At 52.9% G+C, this 20693-nt stretch carries 18 protein-coding genes and 1 riboswitch; of the genes, 7 read left to right on the top strand and 11 right to left on the bottom strand.

The window, feature by feature from the left end:
- Window positions 1-319: 319 nt before the first annotated feature.
- Window positions 320-910 (bottom strand): metallophosphoesterase family protein, encoded by a 591-nt coding sequence (locus ACTQ3V_RS13410; protein WP_441467961.1) that lies wholly within the window; start codon window positions 908-910, stop codon window positions 320-322.
- The gene (locus tag ACTQ3V_RS13415; RefSeq protein WP_441467962.1) at window positions 907-2802 is read right to left on the bottom strand and encodes a BMP family ABC transporter substrate-binding protein; all 1896 of its coding nucleotides are present in this window, start codon (window positions 2800-2802) and stop codon (window positions 907-909) included. Before ACTQ3V_RS13415 ends, ACTQ3V_RS13410 begins: the two co-directional genes overlap by 4 nt.
- A 210-nt stretch (window positions 2803-3012) precedes the next feature.
- On the opposite strand from ACTQ3V_RS13415, the gene ACTQ3V_RS13420 reads away from it, so the two are divergent.
- From ACTQ3V_RS13420 to ACTQ3V_RS13455, 7 genes are all read left to right on the top strand, one after another.
- Complete coding sequence (locus ACTQ3V_RS13420) at window positions 3013-4110, top strand: ABC transporter ATP-binding protein (protein WP_441467963.1); 1098 nt, start codon at window positions 3013-3015, stop codon at window positions 4108-4110.
- 11 nt (window positions 4111-4121) lie between these two features.
- Complete coding sequence (locus ACTQ3V_RS13425) at window positions 4122-5042, top strand: helix-turn-helix transcriptional regulator (RefSeq protein WP_441467964.1); 921 nt, start codon at window positions 4122-4124, stop codon at window positions 5040-5042.
- Window positions 5043-7017: 1975 nt separating this feature from the next.
- The gene (locus tag ACTQ3V_RS13435) at window positions 7018-7467 is read left to right on the top strand and encodes a helix-turn-helix transcriptional regulator (protein ID WP_441467966.1); all 450 of its coding nucleotides are present in this window, start codon (window positions 7018-7020) and stop codon (window positions 7465-7467) included.
- A gap of 178 nt (window positions 7468-7645) precedes the next feature.
- Window positions 7646-8344: a response regulator transcription factor gene (locus ACTQ3V_RS13440; protein WP_441467967.1), complete on the top strand. Its 699-nt coding sequence runs from the start codon at window positions 7646-7648 to the stop codon at window positions 8342-8344.
- A complete protein-coding gene (locus ACTQ3V_RS13445; RefSeq protein WP_441467968.1) occupies window positions 8341-9573 on the top strand; it encodes a sensor histidine kinase in 1233 nt (410 codons plus the stop codon). Before ACTQ3V_RS13440 ends, ACTQ3V_RS13445 begins: the two co-directional genes overlap by 4 nt.
- A 60-nt stretch (window positions 9574-9633) precedes the next feature.
- Complete coding sequence (locus ACTQ3V_RS13450) at window positions 9634-10329, top strand: ABC transporter ATP-binding protein (RefSeq protein ID WP_441467969.1); 696 nt, start codon at window positions 9634-9636, stop codon at window positions 10327-10329.
- A complete protein-coding gene (locus ACTQ3V_RS13455; protein ID WP_441467970.1) occupies window positions 10313-12649 on the top strand; it encodes an ABC transporter permease in 2337 nt (778 codons plus the stop codon). Before ACTQ3V_RS13450 ends, ACTQ3V_RS13455 begins: the two co-directional genes overlap by 17 nt.
- A gap of 316 nt (window positions 12650-12965) precedes the next feature.
- Here ACTQ3V_RS13455 and ACTQ3V_RS13460 read toward each other — a convergent pair whose 3' ends face one another.
- The 9 genes from ACTQ3V_RS13460 to ribD all read right to left on the bottom strand — a co-directional run bounded on the left by ACTQ3V_RS13460 (window position 12966) and on the right by ribD (window position 20169).
- Window positions 12966-13787: a DNA-3-methyladenine glycosylase family protein gene (locus ACTQ3V_RS13460; RefSeq protein WP_441467971.1), complete on the bottom strand. Its 822-nt coding sequence runs from the start codon at window positions 13785-13787 to the stop codon at window positions 12966-12968.
- Window positions 13788-14040: 253 nt separating this feature from the next.
- Window positions 14041-14502 (bottom strand): arsenate reductase/protein-tyrosine-phosphatase family protein, encoded by a 462-nt coding sequence (locus ACTQ3V_RS13465; RefSeq protein ID WP_441467972.1) that lies wholly within the window; start codon window positions 14500-14502, stop codon window positions 14041-14043.
- A gap of 37 nt (window positions 14503-14539) precedes the next feature.
- Complete coding sequence (locus ACTQ3V_RS13470; protein WP_441467973.1) at window positions 14540-14920, bottom strand: thioredoxin family protein; 381 nt, start codon at window positions 14918-14920, stop codon at window positions 14540-14542.
- 60 nt (window positions 14921-14980) lie between these two features.
- A complete protein-coding gene (locus tag ACTQ3V_RS13475; RefSeq protein ID WP_441467974.1) occupies window positions 14981-15994 on the bottom strand; it encodes a permease in 1014 nt (337 codons plus the stop codon).
- Window positions 15995-16079: 85 nt separating this feature from the next.
- Window positions 16080-16391 (bottom strand): ArsR/SmtB family transcription factor, encoded by a 312-nt coding sequence (locus tag ACTQ3V_RS13480; RefSeq protein ID WP_441467975.1) that lies wholly within the window; start codon window positions 16389-16391, stop codon window positions 16080-16082.
- A 333-nt stretch (window positions 16392-16724) separates the two neighbouring features.
- Window positions 16725-17186: a 6,7-dimethyl-8-ribityllumazine synthase gene (gene ribH / locus ACTQ3V_RS13485; protein WP_441467976.1), complete on the bottom strand. Its 462-nt coding sequence runs from the start codon at window positions 17184-17186 to the stop codon at window positions 16725-16727.
- Window positions 17187-17219: 33 nt separating this feature from the next.
- A complete protein-coding gene (locus ACTQ3V_RS13490; RefSeq protein ID WP_441467977.1) occupies window positions 17220-18428 on the bottom strand; it encodes a bifunctional 3,4-dihydroxy-2-butanone-4-phosphate synthase/GTP cyclohydrolase II in 1209 nt (402 codons plus the stop codon).
- A 24-nt stretch (window positions 18429-18452) separates the two neighbouring features.
- Window positions 18453-19106 carry a riboflavin synthase gene (locus ACTQ3V_RS13495; RefSeq protein ID WP_441467978.1) on the bottom strand — a complete coding sequence of 218 codons (654 nt, stop codon included), beginning with the start codon at window positions 19104-19106 and terminating at the stop codon, window positions 18453-18455.
- Between the two features lies 1 nt (window position 19107).
- Window positions 19108-20169: a bifunctional diaminohydroxyphosphoribosylaminopyrimidine deaminase/5-amino-6-(5-phosphoribosylamino)uracil reductase RibD gene (gene ribD, locus ACTQ3V_RS13500; protein WP_441467979.1), complete on the bottom strand. Its 1062-nt coding sequence runs from the start codon at window positions 20167-20169 to the stop codon at window positions 19108-19110.
- Between the two features lie 184 nt (window positions 20170-20353).
- A riboswitch (FMN riboswitch) is annotated at window positions 20354-20481 on the bottom strand.
- Window positions 20482-20693 lie beyond the last annotated feature (212 nt).

Raw genomic sequence — 20693 nt, forward strand, 5'->3', positions numbered from 1 at the left:
GTTCGTTCAGCGTCTCTTCTACGCTGCCTCGGACCAGTTCTTTTAGTTGGCCCTTGATTACTTCCTCGTTTAGCTGTACAATTTTCTCAGACATGGTTTACAGACTCCTTTTAGAATGGTGTGTGGTAACTTCATTCTACCAGAGATCTGCAAACCATGTCTCTTTTTATCCTCTATTCAATTTGCGCAACTTATCTTACATTATCATAGAACATAAATTCAAATAAAGTTCGATGTTTTTTATGTCTCATTAAAGACAACAAAAGCATACTTGGAAGATAAACGAATGTAAGGAAATCAGGCTGAGGGAGACGCAGGGTCAGAGATTGATATTATAACATTCGTAGGCATTGACAATGGTGGTCTGAACGAATTGACACTGGCGTGGGAATTGCATGCCGTAATTGAGGTGGGTGTGGCCGTGTATCATATAGGCTGGTGTGTAGCGCGTGAGCAGTGAGGGGAAAACGCGGAACCCTTGATGCGGCAGATCCGGTCCGTCATGGATGCCGTGAGCGGGGGAATGGGTGAGCAGGATATCAAATCCGCCGTGCCGCCAAAGAGAAAACCACAGGCGGCGGACGCGACGGTTCATTTCGCTCTGTGTGTACTGGTGTTTGCCCTGCTTATAGCGGATGGAGCCGCCCAAACCGAGAATTCGGATCCCGCGGTAGCAATAGATTTGATCTTCGATGCAGATGCAGCCGAGTGGAGGACGCGATTGGTACACATCGTCGTGGTTGCCGTGTACATACAGCACGGGAGCGTGCGAATAGGTTGCAATAAAGGACAGATAATCGGGCGCGAGATCGCCGCAGGATAGAATTAGGTCGACATCCTTGCGCCGATAGGGATGTGAAGGATCCCAAAGAGCGGGGGATTCCACATCGGCTATGGTTAAAATATTCATGGTTTGCAGATCCCCTGTGTGCGTATTAGTGCTTGCGCCTCCGGCAACAGTTGATCGAACGCGGGCAAACCGCCCACAACGTTGTCGGCCAGCCAGTCCATCGTGATAAGTTCCTGTGGTGTGATAGCGCGGCTCTGATAATCCATCACCTCACCTGATTGGGTACGGATTTGGCCGGAGAACGGATGGAACGCACCCGCGCGGATGCTTTGTTTGAGCAAATCTATCAGGCGGAGCGTGCCTTCCGGCAGACTTCGCGAGCAGATAAGATCGATCACACCACTGTCCATGCCCCACCAATAGTTGATGGCGTGCGTGCCGATGCGATCACTGTTCCAGCTGCCGTTGAGGTAGCTGCGTACAATCCGTTCATATAGCTGTCCCCAGCGGCAAAGCGACAGCGCAAGGTTGGAAAGATTATTGTCGTGCGCATGGTACAAACCGACATAATGCGGCAGTGAGGTGTCCGCGGAAATCATATCCTGATCGGCAATGTAGGAGATACCTGCATTGGATAGGCGGCTGCGAAAATCGCTGTGAATTGTCTTGGACCATTCCAGATACACCTGCGCGCGGGGATTGACCAGCTTTGCGCCCAAAGCAAAGGCATTGATATTGGCTGTGATACCGTAAATCGGATAGTCTGCGATATAGCCGATGCGATCATCGGTGGTCAAACTGCCTGCAATAGCGCCCATAAGGAATTTACCCTCATACATGCGGGCGTAATAGGTGCGGATGGAAGGATGCGCAGTGTTAAGAGAGCAGTTGAGTACAGTGATCTTGGGATTGGCCAGTGCTGTCTGCACACTCGGCTGGAGCAGGCGGGGCGAGGTGGTAAAAATCAGGTCGGACATGTCGCAAACTGCCGCGGTAAGCGCCTTTTGCGCAGCGGCATCTGTGTCTGCGCCGTCCAAACAGATTGTCTCGACCTGCCCGCCGAATGCAGATTCCAAATCGTGACGTCCAAGTTCGTGCGCATAGACCCAGCTTGAGGTTTGCGCTGTTCCGGCGTGGATAAAAGCAATGCGCAGATGGCTGGAGGAGAGCACGGGGAACAGCGGGCGGCGGTCGGTTGGTTTAAGTACCAAATGGATAGAGGTGTCCATATCCCGGTTGCAAATTTCATCCCACAGACTGGCCAGCTCGGTGCGCAGTGTCGTAGCGGTTTTATTTTTAGAAACTGAGTAGTCGTAGATGTTGCAGTAAATCAGCATGGCGTCTCCCACGGTGAGCGTGAGTTTGCCAGTGGAGCGGTCCTCGAATTCACGGCGAAAAGTGGTATAGAACGCGCGGAAGTCGCGCTGCTCCTGTGCATCCCAGACGGCCTCGGTATCGGACGGGTGTACTAAGGCAAGTAGTTCATCAAAACCGTTTTCCCGGCTGAACCACAGATAGTTGATACCGGTCAGGGCGTAAAAACGCAAAAACTTGGTGTAAATACGGCTTTCCTCCGTATTATCCGGCACAGGAAGAATACGGGTGACCGTGCCGTACACGGAAACGGCGCCGAAATGACGCAGCACACTCACACGCTTGTGGCCTTCAACCACATAGAATTTGTTCATAAACTCATAAGCGGTGATCGGGTCGCGTATGCCACTGGACAAGTGCGCATCACACAGCGTGCTCCACTTGTCGGCAAACTCGGTTTTTTCGCTCATTAGCGGCAAAAAGCCGTGCGTAAAGGCGGGCTGACGGCCGGCGTAGTAAGTTCCCACTACCAATTCGAGGGGGATCTCCACCAAACCAAGCGATTGCTGTGATGCAATGGCGCTGTGCTGGATGATTTGTTCCAGCACGGGCAGAAATGGAGATTCTCCATGTGCCAGACTGGTGCGGTAGACCCGGCGGCCATGGCGATATGCCTTGCGGTATTCGTCGAGTGACATAGGACACCTTCTTTCTGAGGGCTTTATTTGGCTTCATCGTAGCATAACTGTATATGAAAAACAATCGTTTGGAGATAAAATCAAAAACTTACCCGGCATATCAGAAAATTACCGTTGCAAAAGGCAGGTGTAGAGTGGTATCCTGCAAACAGAAAGAAAATTTGGTATGACACCGATTTTATGTATCATCTGATTTTGGAGGAATTTGCCATGGCGAGCATCACCTTTTCCCATGTGAACAAGACCTATCCAGGCAATGTAGAAGTCATTTCGGATCTGAATTTGGAGATTAAGGACAAGGAGTTTGTCATCTTGGTCGGTCCGTCCGGCTGCGGAAAATCCACCACGCTGCGCATGATTGCAGGATTGGAAGACATCACCAGTGGTGAACTGCGCATTGGTGACCGCGTGGTCAACGATATTGCGCCCAAGGATCGCGATATTGCAATGGTGTTCCAGAACTATGCCCTGTATCCGCATATGTCGGTGTATAAGAATATCGCGTTCGGCTTGCAGCTGCGCAAGGTGCCGCGCGAGGAAATCGATAAAAAGGTGCACGAGGCAGCGCGTATCCTCGATCTGGAGCACCTGCTCGATCGCAAGCCGAAGGCGCTGTCCGGCGGTCAACGCCAGCGTGTGGCGCTCGGCCGTGCGATGGTGCGTGATCCGGCTGTGTTTCTGCTTGACGAGCCGCTTTCCAATTTGGACGCAAAACTGCGCACCTCGATGCGCACGGAGATTAGCAAGCTGCACCGCAAACTGAACACCACCTTTGTCTATGTCACGCATGACCAGACAGAAGCGATGACGATGGGGGATCGTATCTGTGTGATGAAGGACGGCGTGATTCAGCAGTTTGATACCCCGCAGATGCTGTACGATTTTCCGCGTAACCTGTTTGTTGCCGGATTTATCGGCTCGCCGCAGATGAACTTTATCACTGCAAAGATTGTTAAGAGCGGCGGCCATCTGGGTGCAAATTTTGATCGGTTCACCCTTCCGCTGAACGAGCAGAAGTCCAAGGCGCTCGAAAACTATGTTGATAAGGAAGTGATTATCGGTATCCGGCCGGAGGATTTCATGGAGGTCACCACCCAGCCCGAGGAGGAGACTTTGACCGCGACGGTCGAACTGGCTGAACTGATGGGAGCGGAAACCAATCTGTACATGGACTGCGGAGGCAATAAGCTGACCGTGCGCATGCCGTCCAGTGTCCGCCCGGCAGAGCAGACTGCCTACACGGTGGCGGTTAAGGTGGATAAGATTCACGTATTTGATAGGGAAACCGAGCAGGCAATCTGCCATTGAGCAGGCAGTCTATGTCGGAGTGTGTACGGGAGCACAAGGCGGATTCCGGCAGCGTGACGGCACATCAGCCTATGCTGTTTCGCTTAGAGAAGCCAGATCGGTCTGAAGATAAAGTGTTTGCAGAACTCATCTGGGTTGAGCAGATTAGTTCGACCGCGTTGGCTGAACAGGAAAGGCGTACATTGCGACTGCTGCGGGGAAGGCTGACTGTACTGGCGACGGTAAAGGGCAGTATGCAGATTCAGTCGGATGCGCTGACGGCCACAATACGACGCGGGCAGGCAATGCTGCTGGCGGATGGCGAGGATTGCTGCCTGACGGCATTGGATGCGGGCGAATATATTGTGGCAGTGCTCAGCGGTTCGCTGGTGGAAACCGTACTTAAAACGCACCTTGCGCAGAAGAAGGTGTTTTGCCCGGCGGGACTGGCCGATTTGCTGGAAGCAGCAAATGCGGTAGGCAGAGAACCTATCAGTGCCGAACAGATTTCAGCGGCGGCTTATCGATTGCTGATGCGGCTGCACGAAACGGCACGTCTGTATGAAGAAAGCAGTGGCTATCCGCTGCTGGTGGACGCTGGAATGGGGATTATGCGGGATGAATTTGCGCATATTTGCGGGGTAGATGAAGTTGCCGAGCGGCTGGGGATTTCTACCGCACATTTTACCCGCCTATTCTCTCGGGCGGTTGGTACGTCGCCGGGGCGTTTCCTCAAGCTCCGGAAGATCGAGTACGCCAAAAAACTGCTGCCTTTGCCCGATATGACCGTTTCATTGGTGGCGGAAATGATTGGATTTTCCGATGTCAATTACTTTGCCAAGGCGTTTCGCAAGGAAACCGGTATGTCTCCCGGAGAATTCCGGAAGCTGAATCATTCAGTGGCTTCTGAGGATGAAGAGGTGCAGAATATGCTCCGGGAAATATACTTATAGCCAACATGAGAACCACTCTTTTTTTCTTTTCTCTTTTGCAAAAGGTGCTTTTCTATTATGGAAAAGCGCCTTTTGTTTGCCTATAGAGAGGAAAATCAATTTTGAGGTCGCGGAAAAATAATTGAAGTCATGCTCGTCAATTTGGCGCGCACCCGGCAGGAATTGCCGACCGAGACCGCATCGCTCGGAATATCACGCGTCACGACGATGCCAGTACTGGTGGTGTTGTTGTCTCCTATGGTTACGCCGGACAGAATCAGCGGTTGAACTCGTATAATCGCTCCATTCGCTGCGTCTGCTCAGCCAATAATGCAGGATTGCTGCATTGGTACAGGGTCTGGCTGTGCATTTTTTCTGCATTGGTCCCCTTTCCTATAGCTGCGGTCAATGCCAATGTGATCGGGGAGATGGGAAATTTTGGTATTTATGGTGAAGTTGCTGTCCAGATAGCGCATGGTAAGCCGGGCATAGAAGCACTTGGAATAGCTGGGTATGATAGGGCTACCACCGACCACATGGTTGGCGATATAGGCAAAAAGCGCAGCGGTTCGCGGTGTGGTACAATTTGTTATCATAAGTATGCAGTGGCTTGCTCGAGAAAACTTACATTACCAGTGATTTGTGCTTTTTTGAACTTAACATCCATCGTGCGACCCCTTGGTGGTAGGTTGAATTTGGTGTAAGTATATCACTCCTTTTTCAGCGATTTTCCACTTGAAGTTGACTTCGTGTAGGCTGAATGTAAAGATTTGGGACTCTACACAGTTTGAAGATATTCCGTCAGATTTGCAGAGAATGGAGTACGCAGTCCGGTGTGGATGCCTGCGGTAGAAGTGGTTAACTGGGATAATTGCTGAACGCGGTTGGAAGCTGGCGCTTCCGGTGGTCAGATGCCCGACGCGTTTTGGCTGCACGCCAACAATGCCCAGCGCAACATGGACGCGAAACTTCTGCTCATTTGAATGATTACATTGACGCGGACGATGCTATCGACATGAACAATTACTACTGTGACATGGTCGATCGGTTGGACATGAGAAGACTTGTATGAGGCTGGAAAGGTGCCGACTAACAATGACAAATACCGCGTGAAAATGGACACGGATCTGGATTATGAGGGTTATTATAATATCGTTTACGGCTACGCCAGATACAGTATCAATGATGCTAAGGATAAACCCGGCTGGATGCCCTCAAGACCATCGAAGCAATGGAGATGTGGGGCAAGATAGTACGGGATTGTATGCCGGCACAGTCGATGATGTCCGCGCCTGGCAAAATTGATATGCCTACCTCCAAAGTGACTGCAATGCGTCTGATGGGCTCGCGGTGCGGTACTGTACTGAAGGAATATGGTTGGAATTGGGGCTTTTCAGCATCCCGTATCATGATGCCAATGGCAGCGGTCGGTGCGATGTCAGTGAGCGGGTTTCGATCTACAACTGCTTTGGCTGGGCGGCTTCTACCACAAGGGAAAACCCGGATGCAGTGTATTCGCTGATTTACTATATGTGCTCGGAGCAGGAGCAGCCTAAATTTCCTGCTCCCGTATATAAGCACACTGTTGATTATATTGTGGCGTATAGTTTGTATAGTTGTGATCGCTATAGTGACAGGCAACGCCTTTGGCCGTCTATATTTCCCGGGTAAAAATATTTTGTTTGGCATGGTGATGGCACAGATAATGGTATCGCCGCAGATTTTTCTGCTGCGGCAGTATCGGAGGGTTTGCAAGATGCACCTGCTGGATACCACTTTTACGTTAGTGTTTCAACATTTAGTGCTTATTTGACGAAGATCTTGCCTCGCTGGGAGAAAGCGGGCGTTTAATAGATTTGCAGCATGAAAGAACTCGGCGCTGGCAGAGACGCAACCGCGTTAACAAAACGGGCGAAACTGGAAGCTTTGGTTGGTGGAAATTTTGCCATTGCACTGGTATACTGGCAGACAGAATATGAGAACAGGAGGAAAAGATATGAGTTTGGGCAGCAGTTTGTACCATGCCCGGAAAAAGAGTGGTCTCTCTCAGGAGAATGTCTCTGAAAAACTGGGTGTCAGCCGCCAGACCATCTCAAAATGGGAAACCGACGAAACTTTGCCGGATATTCGCCAGTCCAAACGGCTGGCGGTACTCTATCACATGACGCTGGACGAGTTGATCGAATATGATTTTGACGAACAGCAGGCGCAGCAGATGATTGACAGTGTCAGCGACGAGGCACAGTCCAGAATTGACTGGAACAAGTTGTGGAGCAAAAAATACCCGGTGCTGGCCACCTATCATGAGAAGGTGCGCATCAGCGACTATGCTCCAGAGTTGCGGGAGATGCTGACTCGGCTGCGGGTGGAATATGGTTACAACAACACCGATGCGCTGCTGGTGCTCAAAGACATTCTGGCCCGTGTTTGGAAGGGGCAGATATAGGCGCGAGATAACAAAAGAGCTAACTGATGGGGAAAGGTCAGTTAGCTCTTTGTGTGCGAGCAATATTTTTGCCTGTGGCAGACGACATGCCAACAGCCTTACAGTTTTGTAAGGCTGCGCAAAAACGTTGCCGGATATGCTATAATGACGTCAGCAACCCGGAATGGAGGGGATTTTCGTGAACCAACTGCTGTTGCTGGAGGATGACCGGAGTCTGGTCGACGGCCTGACGTATTCGCTGCAAAAGAACGGTTTTGCGGTTGAGGTGGTGCGCACGGTGGCTGAAGCGCTGGCATGCCTGCCGCGTCTGGACTGTTTTGCTTTGCTGATTCTGGATGTGACGCTGCCGGACGGCACGGGCTTTGCGGTATGCGAAGCGGTGCGTGCCGCAGGCAGCGCCGTACCCATTTTGTTCTTGACCGCGTCCGACGAGGAGGTGCACATTATCCGCGGGCTGGACTGCGGTGGGGATGATTATATCACCAAACCTTTCCGGTTGGGCGAACTGTGCTCACGGATTCGGGCGCTGCTGCGCCGCGCGGGCAGGACGGATGTGGGGCAGGGGCAGTACCTGCAAAGCGGCACACTCCGGATTGACCTGCTGAGCAGTCGTGTTACGCTAAACGGTCGGCCATTGGAGCTGACAAATGCAGAATATCGCTTACTTTGTCTGTTGGTGCGCAACGCCGGGCGCGTGTTGACGCGAGAGGCCATCTTAAACGAGCTGTGGGACGATGCCGGGGATTTTGTGGATGATAATACCCTGTCAGTTTATGTGCGACGGCTGCGTGAAAAGGTAGAGGATGACCCCTCCCAGCCGCGTCGCCTGCGCACGGTGCGCGGCTTTGGCTACCAGTGGAAGGAGGATGCGCCATGACCTTGCTTCAGGACCGACAGGTGCGTTGGTTTGTGTGGTTTCTGTTGCTGTTTGCGGTGCTGCTGGCTGCGGCCGGGCTGGCGCTGGGCGCGGCGTACAACCACGCGGCGCAGACACTGTATTTCGATCGTAGTGCCGAGATCACATCCGCCTTGATGGAACAAGGTGTACCAGAAACGGTTATTGCATCTGCCCTGCAAAGTGATAGCACGACCCAAGAGGGTATACATTTGCTCGACTTGCTCGGCATGACCGAGCAGACGTCCGCTGCCTTGCTGCCGACACTGGACGCATTTCGTCAGACGATGAACGGTGCGGTGCTGGCTGTGTGCGCCGCGCTTATTTGTCTGCTGTTTATCGGGACGCTTTGCTTTTTGCGTGCGCGCCGGGCACAGTACGACCGCGCGGCACAAACTGTACGTTGCTATATTGATGGCGATTATGCCACCCGTCTGCCGCAGCACCGCGAGGGAAGCCTGTTTCAACTGTTTGCCGAAGCCGAGAAGCTGGCGACGATTTTGCAAGCCAAAGAACAGACGGAGCGGCAAAATAAGGAGTTTCTCAAATCCACTATGTCGGATATCTCGCACCAGCTCAAGACGCCGCTCGCAGCGATGATGATGTATCAGGAGATCCTTGCGGATGAGCCGGGAAACGCCGCCGTCGTGCGGGAGTTTGCCTCTAAAATGGGTGCGTCTCTGCGACGTATGGAGACGCTCATTCAAATGATGCTTAAGATTGCCCGACTGGACGCAGGCAGTATTCGGTTTGAACGGCGGTCAGTATCGGTGGCTGAGCTGACGGAAAGCGCCGTGCAGGATTTGCTGATACGCGCACAGCGGGAGGGCAAGACCATCCGCATGCAGGGCGACCCCGCGCAGCAGCTAATCTGCGACCCAGCGTGGACAAGCGAAGCCGTGGGCAACTTGGTCAAAAACGCACTCGATCACACCGAACAAGGTGGCAGCGTCTGTGTTTCGTGGTCGTGCACGCCGGTGCTGCTGCAAATTAAGGTCGAGGACGACGGTTGCGGTATTGCGCCTGAGGATATCCACCATATCTTCAAACGGTTTTACCGCAGCGAGCGCGCGCTGGATACCCCGGGCGTTGGATTAGGGTTGCCGCTTGCCAAGGCGATCACCGAGGGGCAAGGCGGCCTGCTTTCTGTGCAGAGCGAGCCAGGGCAGGGCGCGGCGTTCACGATTTCTTTCTCGCTTACACAATCGTAAGGTAAAATTCACCCGACTGTAAGGTGCGGGTGATAGAGTGTAGGCAAGGAGGTTTCTGATATGGAGATTTTGAGAGTAGACGACCTTTGCAAGACCTATGGGGAGGGAGAGACGCGCGTCGACGCGCTTCGTCATGTTTCGTTTTCGCTTGAAAAGGGCACATTCGCCGCGGTGGTGGGTGAGTCCGGCTCGGGTAAATCGACGCTGCTCAACTGCATCGGCGCGTTGGACACGCCGACATCCGGTCATATTCGCATAGACGGGCAGGATTTGTTCACTATGCGCGAGGAGACGCGCACGATCTTTCGGCGGCGTAACATCGGCTTTATTTTTCAGTCATTTCACCTGATCGGCGAACTGGATGTCGAACAGAACATCGCATTTCCACTGCTGCTCGACTACCGCAAGCCCGACCCGGTGGCGGTCGACGAGATTCTCGACCTGCTGGGGCTGGCTGACCGGCGGCACCACCTGCCCAGCCAGCTGTCCGGCGGACAGCAGCAGCGCGTCGCGATTGGCCGCGCGCTCATCACCCGACCCAAGTTGATTTTGGCCGACGAGCCGACCGGCAATCTGGATAGCAAAAACAGTCAGGACGTGATGACACTGCTGACGCAAGCGTCCCGCCGCTATCAGCAGACCATTCTGATGATCACGCACAACCGGCAACTGACCACCGGCGTCGACCGTGTCCTGCAGGTGTCCGACGGCGTGCTGACCGATCTGGGAGGGACGACCGATGAAGCATTATCTTGACTTGGTGCCGGTTTCGGCGCGTGTACATCGGCGGCAGAGCCGCCTGACCCGGCTTTGTATCGTGCTGTCCGTTTTTCTGATCGCGGGCATTTTCGGCATGGCGGATATGGAGATCCGCAGTATGACGCAGCGGACGGTGCTTGAGCAGGGTGCGTGGCATGCGATGTTCCCGGGACTGACCGAACGGCAGCAGAGTCTGATCGCCCAGCGTGCCGAGGTTGAAACCAGCAGCCGTTATGCCGTAACAAACTATGATCTGAATTTGAATTATACGGTAGATGGTGTAAAAACCGGTATCTGTGGCTTTGATGAAACCATGCTGGCGCTGTTTCCCGCACTCGAGATCGAGGATGGCGTGTTTCCGCAGACTGCGGCCGAAGCACTTGCAACAAGGGATATGAAAATCCAGTTGGGGTTGTCGGTAGGCGACACGATCACACTGGAAACACCGGATGGGCCACTTGCTGTGACGTTGTCCGGCTTTACCGGCAGTAACCTGTTGCTGCCACAAAGCGGAGCGTACGCATTGTTTTTCAATATCGAGGGATATGCGTCACACTTTTTACCCGACACCAATGCGGAGGACTTTGTTCTCTATGTCGCTTTTTCTCCATTCTGCCGCATCCCGCAGGCGATTGACGAGATCTGCGCAGTGTACGGTTTGGATGAAAGTCAGGTGGGGCAGAACATACAACTGCTGACGCTGACCTTGCAGACGGATGACTCCGCCATGGCGCGGCTGTATCTGATCGCGGCGGTGCTCGCGGTGCTGGTGGTGGTGGCGGGTATTCTAATGATTGCAGGCAGCTTGAACAGCAACGTCGCACAGCGCACCGAGTTCTTCGGCATGCTGCGCTGTCTGGGTGCAACGCCAAAGCAGGTCAAAAGGCTGGTGCGGCGTGAGGCGCTGCATCTGTGCGTGGGCGCGATTCCGGTGGGGCTTGCCTTGAGCGTAGTCATGATTTGGGCGCTGTGCGCCGTGCTGCGGTGGGCCAGTGATTTCTACTTCGGAGACATGCCGGTGTTCTCGGTCAGCTGGGTAAGCCTTGTGTGCGGCACGGTCATCGGGCTTGTCACCGTGCTGCTGGCCGCACGCGCCCCTGCACGGCGCGCAGCGCGCGTAGCGCCATTGACGGCGGTGTCCGGCAACGCCGCGCCCGGTACGGCCTGCCACAAGGCGGTGCGCGGGGGACAGTTGCCGGTCGAGATTAAGCTCGGTATGCATCATGCGCTGCACAGCCGAAAAAACTTTCTGCTGATGACCGGCTCGTTTGCCTTCAGCATCATTCTATTTCTCAGCTTCAGTCCTACGCTCGACTTTATGCAAAGCGCGATCAAGCCGCTGCAGCCGTACACACCGGATGCGTCGGTGCTGAGCAAGGATAACAGCTGCACGGTGCCCAAGGTGCTCGCGCAACAGATCGGCGCACTGCCCTTTGTCGAGCGGGCGTTCGGCCGGAGCTTTGCTTATGACCTGCCGGCACAGGTAGCGTGCACTGAGACCAGCGTCATGCTGGTTTCCTTTGAGGAAAGCCAGTTTGGATGGGCGGAGGATATGGTTAAGGAAGGCGATGTGCAGGCTGCGCGGGACGGCGTGGGCGTGCTGCTGCTCGACAAGGAAGGCAGCGGCTACCAAACGGGCGACACAGTTGTGTTCGACACGCCGCAGGGCGAAAAAATGTTCCCAGTGGCGGCGACGCTGAACTATACGCCGTTTGCCACCAGTTCGGATACGATAATCTGTTCGGAAAGCTTGTTTACCGCCATCACCGGCCAAAACGACTACACGATCATCGATGTGCAGCTGCGCCACGGCAAGACCGACGAGCAGGTAGAGCAGATCCGGCAGCTCGCAGGCAGCGCGTACGCCTTTTCCAACCGTCTGCTGAGCAACAGCGAGGTGCGCGGCACATATTACGCCTTTGCGCTGTTTTTCTACGGCTTTCTGGCGCTGATTGCGCTCATCACCGTGCTCAATATTGTGAACAGCATCTCAATGAGCGTATCCGCGCGGATGAAGCAGTACGGCGCGATGCGCGCGGTCGGCATGAGTGGTCGCCAGCTGCTGCGCATGGTCGCGGCCGAGGCAATGACCTATGTATGCTACGGTATCCTTGTGGGCTGCGCGGTTGGATTACCGCTCAACCGATTCAGCTTTGAGAATATGGTCACGCCAAGATGGGGCAGCGCATGGTATATGCCGTGGGGCGCGCTGGGTGTGATTTTGATGGTCATGCTGCTGGCCGCGTGGCTTGCCATTCGCAGCCCGTCCAAACGTATTCGAGCCATGTCCATTGTCGACACAATCGGCGCGCAGTAAATAGAATGGCAGCAGGAAAGAGCCTGCTGCCATTTGATGCTTGTAGGGAAATTTTGCGTTCCATGTAACTGGGCTTGCCGCAGATGCCGCCGGCATTAAGCAGCCATGCTATGATAAAACTGTGGTTGCTTCGCCTTCGATTCGACTCATCCGCGCATATGCCCTGCGCCGTTTGCCCCTGCCGCGCGGCTCCGGGATTGGTCAGGACCAGTACTTCCAACGGCTTGACCTACTATAATCTCCGGCACAAGATGTAAAATGTTTTTTCTTCGGTAGAGATGTGTCTGCAACGTATCTATATTCTGTCTTTGCGCAATTATGCGGTTTCTACTTTATGATTCTGCGCGTAGTAAAAAAAATACTGCTGCATGATTCCGGCATCGGCGCCATACCGCTCGAAAGGATTGCGCCCCCTGTATTCCCGCTGAATAATTTTTTGAATCCATGTGTCAACCGGAGCACAGGCAGTGCGGCCATAGGCAAACAACGCCACGCAGTTTGCCACCTTCACCCCGACACCTCGTACCTTTTCCAGTGCGGCGATCAACGCCTCGTCAGGAAGAGACGCGATTGCGTTCAGGTTCAGGCTCCCCGACACAACCTGCTGCACTGCATCGCAGATATACGCGGCCCGATATCCGGCTTTGCAGGCAATAAAGTCCTCTGCCGATGCGTCCTTTAGCTGCAAGGCGGTAGGAAACCGGTAAAGGGTTTCGCTCTGTGTCTCAATTTTCGTGCCGTACCGTTGACTGATCATCTCCACCACAGACCGGATAGCCGGAATACTTTTCCGCTGGGAGATAATAAAGGTAACCAACATCTCCCAGGGATCCTGACGGAGGATGCGGATACCCGCACCGGTTTGAGCAGCCAAACGCAGAAAGGTGTCATCCGCTGGAATTGCACTGCTGATGGCCCTATAGCTGCGCCCTAAATCAAAATAAGGACGCCAGACCTGTTCCCATATGTCCTGTTCACAACTCACATCATAGATTTCATCGGAAAGTTTTCGAATGTATAGCACTTGTTCTCCGATAATAAAACGATAGGTTTCTTTCCCGAGAGAAACCGCCCGGAAGCATTGGCCGCTATCGATAATTTTTTCCAAATCAAATAAATCAGGAATACAAATCTCCATGTTTTTCTCCTTGATAGTGAGATAGTTCGCTCTTAGTATAATCTTTTTTATCCAGACCGGCAAGATGCAGCATGCCGATTCGAAGTTCCTGAGTCATTGTTTGTAAAGCGGCATCGCGGTTTGGTTACTTCTGTTCGTATTCCTGTATGATAATAGTATTGTGGCATACCAAGCTAACACATGGTTCACCTATAGAGATCCTTTCCGGATAAAACACAGACACTCATGCGGTAGAATAGCAATTTTCTGCTGATTATCGCAGCTTGTTTTTCAATGCAAGCACATGCTTTTCGATTTTTTTGATCGTTTCAGTAAAAACTTCGTCGTTTTGACCAGAGGGATCGTCCAAACCCCAGTTTTCTGCATACTGATAGCTGACCCGAGGGCAACTGACGTTGCAGCCCATAAAGATGACAATGTCCGGCTGGGGGATGTCGGAGAGCAGCTTGCTGTATTGTGTTTCTTCCATGTTAATACCGTGCAACTTCTTCATCATACGGACTGCATCGGGATTGATGTTTTCCTGCCACTGCGTACCGGCGGAATAGCTGTCGAATACATCGCTGGCGAGCTTTTTTCCCAGTGCCTCCGCAATCTGGCTGCGGCAGGAGTTGTGAACGCAGAGAAAACAGACTTTGGGCTTTCCTGTGCAGCGCAGCACGGGTTTTTCATTCTCTAAATTTTTGTCCGTAGCCGAATGGCAATCTTGAGTCATTTTCGTGTTCCTTTCAAGCGGTTTGTTTCATTTGCGATTAGCTGTACGTCTTTTTCAGAATCTCTTCGACCTCCTCCGGCTTGAGCGTCTTGCCCATGGCTACCGGATTTCCATTAACAACCAGTGCGGGCATGCGCATTACGCCGTAACCGGCGATTTGCGCCATGTCGGTCACATATTCCACCTCTGCGTATAGTCCCATACTGACAACTGCCTGCTTCGTGCTTTCCAGCAGCGCGTGGCAGGAAGCGCAACCGGTACCCAATACTTTGATGGAAAGTGTGCATGCGGCGGTATCGGTGCGCTTTTTTTCAGTTTCTGTAATGTTCGTTTCGGCTGCGTGACAGCCGCGCTGACAGGAACAGGCGTGCACTTTTTCCTCCGTGTGCTTTTTCTTTTTCAAACCAAACAGTCCCATAACAAAAACCTCCTAAGTATCATGTGTAGTTTCAATGACAACAAAAATACATTTGTGTCCCTATAGTAAAAAGTACTGGAAAAAGTTAAAGAAATAACCGACAAGCATGATGCCCAACGTACAGATGATGGTGAAAACAGCCAACAGCTTAGGTTTTACCGCTTTCTTGAGCATGATGAGGGAGGGCAGGCTCAACGTGGTGACCGCCATCATAAAAGAGAGGATGGTGCCAAGCCCTGCGCCCTTAAACAGCAGGCTTTCCGCAACGGGGATAGTGCCGAAGATGTCGGCGTACATGGGAATACCCACTATTGTGGCCAGGATGACCGCAAACGGATTGTTACTGCCCAGAATGGTTTCCACCCATGCTTGCGGAATCATATTGTGAATTACCGCACCGATGGCGACGCCGATAATAATATAGGGTGCAACCTTTTGGATGGTGCCGAGCAATTGTTCTTTGGCAAATTCGATTCTGTCGTGTCGAGTGAGCGTCCCGCTTTCGGTTTGCATATATGGTGCGTTTTTGATGAAATCCTCTACATAGCGATCCATTTTCAGTTTTTCCAGAAAAGTACCTCCGGCAACCGCGATGACCAGACCGAGGATCACATACATGGCCGCAACTTTTGCGCCGAAAACACTCATCAGTAACACCAGTGAGCCAAGATCCACCATCGGGGAGGAGATGAGGAAAGAGAAGGTCACGCCTATCGGCAGGCCTGCGCTGGTAAAGCCCATGAAAATCGGAATGGATGAACAGGAACAAAAAGGGGTCACAGTGCCGAGCAAGGCCGCTGCCATGTTCGCGCCGATGCCATGAAACCGTCCCAGAATCTGTCGGGTGCGCTCAGGTGGAAAGTAGCTTTGAATATATGAGATGCCAAATATCAATACAGAAAGCAGAATAAAAATTTTGATAGTATCATACAGGAAAAATTGCAGGCTGCCGCCTGCCATGCTGCTTGGATGCAGGCCAATGGCCTCCAAAGCGTTTCCAATCAGGGCGTTGAGCCATTTCATCCCTAAAATTTGGTTCTGGAAGAACAGCCAGATGGTGCGAAGCGTCTCCATGAAGTATACTCCTTTCGTTGGACAAACAGTTCTAAAAATTTCGATTTGATAATCAGAACAAAAGCCATCGGCCAAACGATGGCTTTTATCCTTTGCAGGTGCAGTCTGTCTGCGAGCAGGTGCTTTTGTGTGTCAGCTCCGCAAGCAGTTCTTTTGCCTTTTCACTGCCTTGGTCGCTGATGGCATAGTGTGTCCATTTTCCCTCTGTTCGGCCGACTACTATGCCGGAATCGCATAAGATTTTCATGTGATAGGAAAGTGTGGACTGGCTGATTTGCATATTCTCCAGCAAAACACAGGCACACTTTTCGCCGCTGCGCAGCAGTTCCAGAATTTGTAGGCGATTAACGTCGCAAAATGCTTTAAACACTTTTGCATCTGCTGTGTGATTACGCATAGAAATTCGCCTCGCTTAAATTTAATTTATTCGATTTAAGAATAGTATATAACTCATATCGAGAAATGTCAATATATCATATTGCGATCTCGCTTTACATATGACAAAAGATAGCGACACAGATGTGACTATTTATGCGCATATATCACAATATTAAAAAATACGATGCAAATAATTGGGTTTTCAATTCATAAAATGATATGCTGATGGCAATTGTAGTTGTTGGATAGGGGGATGGGATTGTTGTGAACGGAGATGAACCGGCGATAGAAAACGACAAAGGACTTGCCGCCTACGGTTTGCTGGCAGCAAGTCCTTTGGCATTATTTTGAATTAAAGCTGCGGCAGCAGATTGGCGAGTTCGAGCGCGGCCATAGCGGCGTCCGCCCCCTTGTTGCCGGCCTTGGTACCGGCACGCTCGATAGCCTGTTCAATGTTCTCGGTGGTCAGCACACCAAAGGTGGTCGGTATGCCGGTTTGCAGATTGACCTGTGCCACACCCTTGGAAACCTCGTTGCAAACATAGTCATAGTGAGAGGTAGAGCCGCGGATAACCGCGCCGAGGCAGAGAACAGCGCAGTATTGCCCCGACTGCGCGAGCTTGAGCGCTGCGAGCGGGATTTCAAACGCGCCCGGCACCCAGACAAGCGTGATGTCATCGGTGTCTACACCGTGACGCACGAGCGTGTCCTCTGCGCCTGAGATCAGCTTGGAGACGATAAATTCATTGAAACGCGACGCAACAATGGCAAATTTACCCTTGCCGGCAACCAGTTTTCCTTCCAGTACTTTCATTTTTCCTTCCTCCAATGACGATATAGTTTTTGATTACAGCATGTGCTTGAACAGGTGACCCATCTTGATCTGCTTGGTACGCAGATAGAACGCATCATCCTCCTGTGGGTCAATCTCAATCGGGACACGCTCGACGATTTCCACACCGAAGCCGTCTAAGCCGTAGATTTTTTCCGGGTTATTGGTCAGCAGACGCAGTTCTTTTGCACCAAGGTCCTGCAAAATCTGTGCGCCGATCCAGTATTCTCGCAGGTCGGGCGCAAAGCCGAGCTTGACGTTGGCTTCGACCGTATCCCAGCCCTGTTCCTGCAGTTCATATGCCTTGAGCTTGTTGATAAGACCGATGCCGCGTCCTTCCTGCCGCATATAGAGCAGCACGCCGCGCCCTTCGCGATCGATTTGCTGCATGGCGGCGGCAAGCTGTTGGCCGCAGTCACAACGCCGTGAGCCGAACACATCGCCGGTCAGGCATTCCGAATGTACACGACACAGAAGATTTTTACCGTCGCCGATATCCCCCTTGACCAGTGCTACATGATGCTCGCCGGTCAGGTCGTTAATGTAGCCGTAAATCTGGAATTCGCCGAAGCGGGTCGGCAGTTTGGCGCAGGCTTCGCGCACGACATGCTTGTCGTGGCGGCGGCAGTAATCCTGTAGCGCTTTGATTGTGATGACCTTAAGCCCCCACTTCGCTGCATGCTCAAGCAGTTCAGTTGTGCGCATCATCGTGCCGTCGTCGCGCATGATTTCACAGCACAGGCCGCATTCTTCCAGCCCGGCCAGCCGGCACAGGTCGACGGTCGCCTCGGTGTGCCCATTGCGGGTAAGCACACCACCGTAGCGTGCCACCAGAGGGAATACATGGCCGGGACGACGCAGGTCTGTCGGCTTGGCGTTGGGGTCGGCGCACATGCGGCAGGTATATCCGCGCTCCTCGGCGGAAATGCCGGTGGTGGTGTCCACATGGTCTACCGAGACGGTAAATGCAGTTTGATGATTGTCGGTGTTGACTTTTACCATTTGTTCGAGGCCCAGTCGCTGCGCAACGGCTTCGCTCATCGGCGTGCAGATCAGTCCCTTGGCATACATCGCCATAAAGTTGACATTTTCCGTGGTGGCGAACTGGGCGGCACAAATCATGTCGCCTTCGTTCTCGCGGTCAGGGTCGTCGATGGAGATAATGATGCGGCCGGCACGCAGTTCATCCAGCGCCTCTTCGACCGTGCAATATTGCTGTTTCATATGAATTGTCCTCCTTTTAGTGTTTTAAAATCCGTGTTGGGATAGAAATTCCATGGTGATGCTGCTTGAAGCGGGTTTTTCAGCCGGTGCATACGGAGCAAGCAGCTTTTCTACATATTTTCCGATAACATCGCACTCAAGATTGATCGTCTCACCCGGCTTTTTGTCCAGCAGGATGGTCTGCGCACCTGTGTGCGGGATGATGGATACGGAAAAACTGGTTTCGTCCACCGTCGCGACCGTCAGACTCACACCGTCAATTGCAATCGAGCCTTTTTCTACGATATACCGCAGCAGGGGAGCAGAGGTGTTTACGGTCACCCAGACCGCATTGTCCTCTCGCTTTTGCGATGCAATGGTGCCGATACCGTCGATGTGACCGGAGACAATGTGCCCGCCGAAACGACCGTTTAGAGGCATTGCGCGCTCAAGATTGACTGGCGAGCCGCTTTGCAGTGCACCGAGGCTGGAGCGGCGCAGCGACTCGGCCATGACGTCCGCGCTGAAGCTGTCCGCCGTCATCGCGACAACAGTCAGACACACACCGTTGGTGGCGATGCTGTCGCCGAGCTTGGTACCTTCCAGCACGGTTTTTGCCGCGATGGTAAGTCTTGCGCCTGCAGCGCCGCGCTCGATACGGCGTACGGTGCCGATTTCTTCAATGATGCCCGTAAACATATTACAGCACCCCCTCAAGCAGAAAGTCCGTGCCCAGTGGCGTGATAGTCATGTTTTTGAGCGTCAACGCATCCGCCATATGGGCGAAACCTGCGCCGCCCAGTGGGGTCTTAGCAGTGCTGCCGCCAATCAGTTTGGGCGCGATATAGGCCTGCACCTTATAGACTATACCTGCCTCGAGCGCTGCAAACGCCAATTCTGCGCCGCCTTCCAGCAGGATGCTGTCCAGACCGCGCGCACCAAGCTGATTCATCAGGTCGTTTAAATCCACCTTGCCGTTTTGAGCCTTGCACAGCAATAGGTGCGCGCCTGCTTTTTTGAGCGCGGTGGCGCGCTCGTTCCATTCGGTCACGGCGATAATCGTGTCGATTTCGTGCGCGGTGCGGATAAGCTGAGAGTCCAGCGGTGTGCGCGCATGACTGTCACATACTATGCGGCATGGATTGCGTCCACCCTCGATGCGGCAGGTGAGCAATGGGTCGTCTGCCAGCACCGTGCCGATGCCCACCATGATGCCGGATAGGCGTGCGCGTGTCTCATGTACATGACGGCGGGCGGCTTCGCCTGTTATCCAGCGACTGTCGCCGGTGTATGCGGCGATTTTCCCGTCCAGAGTCATGGCGTATTTCAATACAACATACGGGGTTTTGTCCGTGATGAAGTGAAAGAATACCTCATTGAGTTGACGGCATTCCTGCTCACAGATGCCGGTTTCGACCGGAATGCCCGCATCCCGCAGAATCTGTGCGCCCTTGCCGGCAACAAGTGGGTTTGCGTCCAGACAGCCGACGAACACACGGCCGATGCGCTTTTCGAGGATGGCCTCCGTACAGGGAGGGGTGCGGCCCCAGTGGCAGCATGGCTCAAGCGTGACGTACAGGTCTGCGCCTGCCGGATCCTCGGTGCAGTTTTTCAGCGCGTTGCGCTCGGCGTGCAGGCCGCCGCAGTACTCATGCCAACCTTCGCCAATGATGCGTCCATCTTTGACGATGACGCAGCCGACCATTGGGTTGGGGCTGACATGTCCTGCGCCGCGTTTAGCCAGCTCGAGTGCGCGGCGCATATAAGTTTCCGTTTGGTTTTGCAATCGGATCACCTCGCCAAAACAGCCTGTTACGGGCTGTAAAATGAGAAATCGCCCCGAAAGCAGATGCTTCGGGGCGAAACGTCATAAAAATAAAAAATCTGAAACACATAATGCGTTTCAGAACAGCAAATAAGCGAAAACGAACAAAAGCCGTTTTCCGCACATTCTTCTTTCATCCAGACTATACTGTCGGCCTCGGAGTTTCACCGAATCATGCTTTCGCTAAAAAAGCGTTCGCTCGCGGGCTGTACCGCCGGTAGGGAATTGCACCCTGCCCTGAAGAATCCTGATATTCGGTTTTAGCACAGCAATCAAATGCTTTGCTGAACACAGTATATACCCATAACAACGAGAATGCAAGCGTTTTATGAAAAAATATGTAGAGGCGGCTGTAGGAGTACAATACATCTTGGACAGTTGAATAAAAAAGGGATGAAGGATAAGGCCTCATCGGTTAAAGTTGAGTTGCTACACTTAACTTGACGAGAGGGGGCCATATC

Source organism: Candidatus Agathobaculum pullicola, assembly GCF_052117205.1.
Taxonomy (GTDB): Bacteria; Bacillota; Clostridia; order Oscillospirales; family Butyricicoccaceae; genus Agathobaculum; species Agathobaculum pullicola.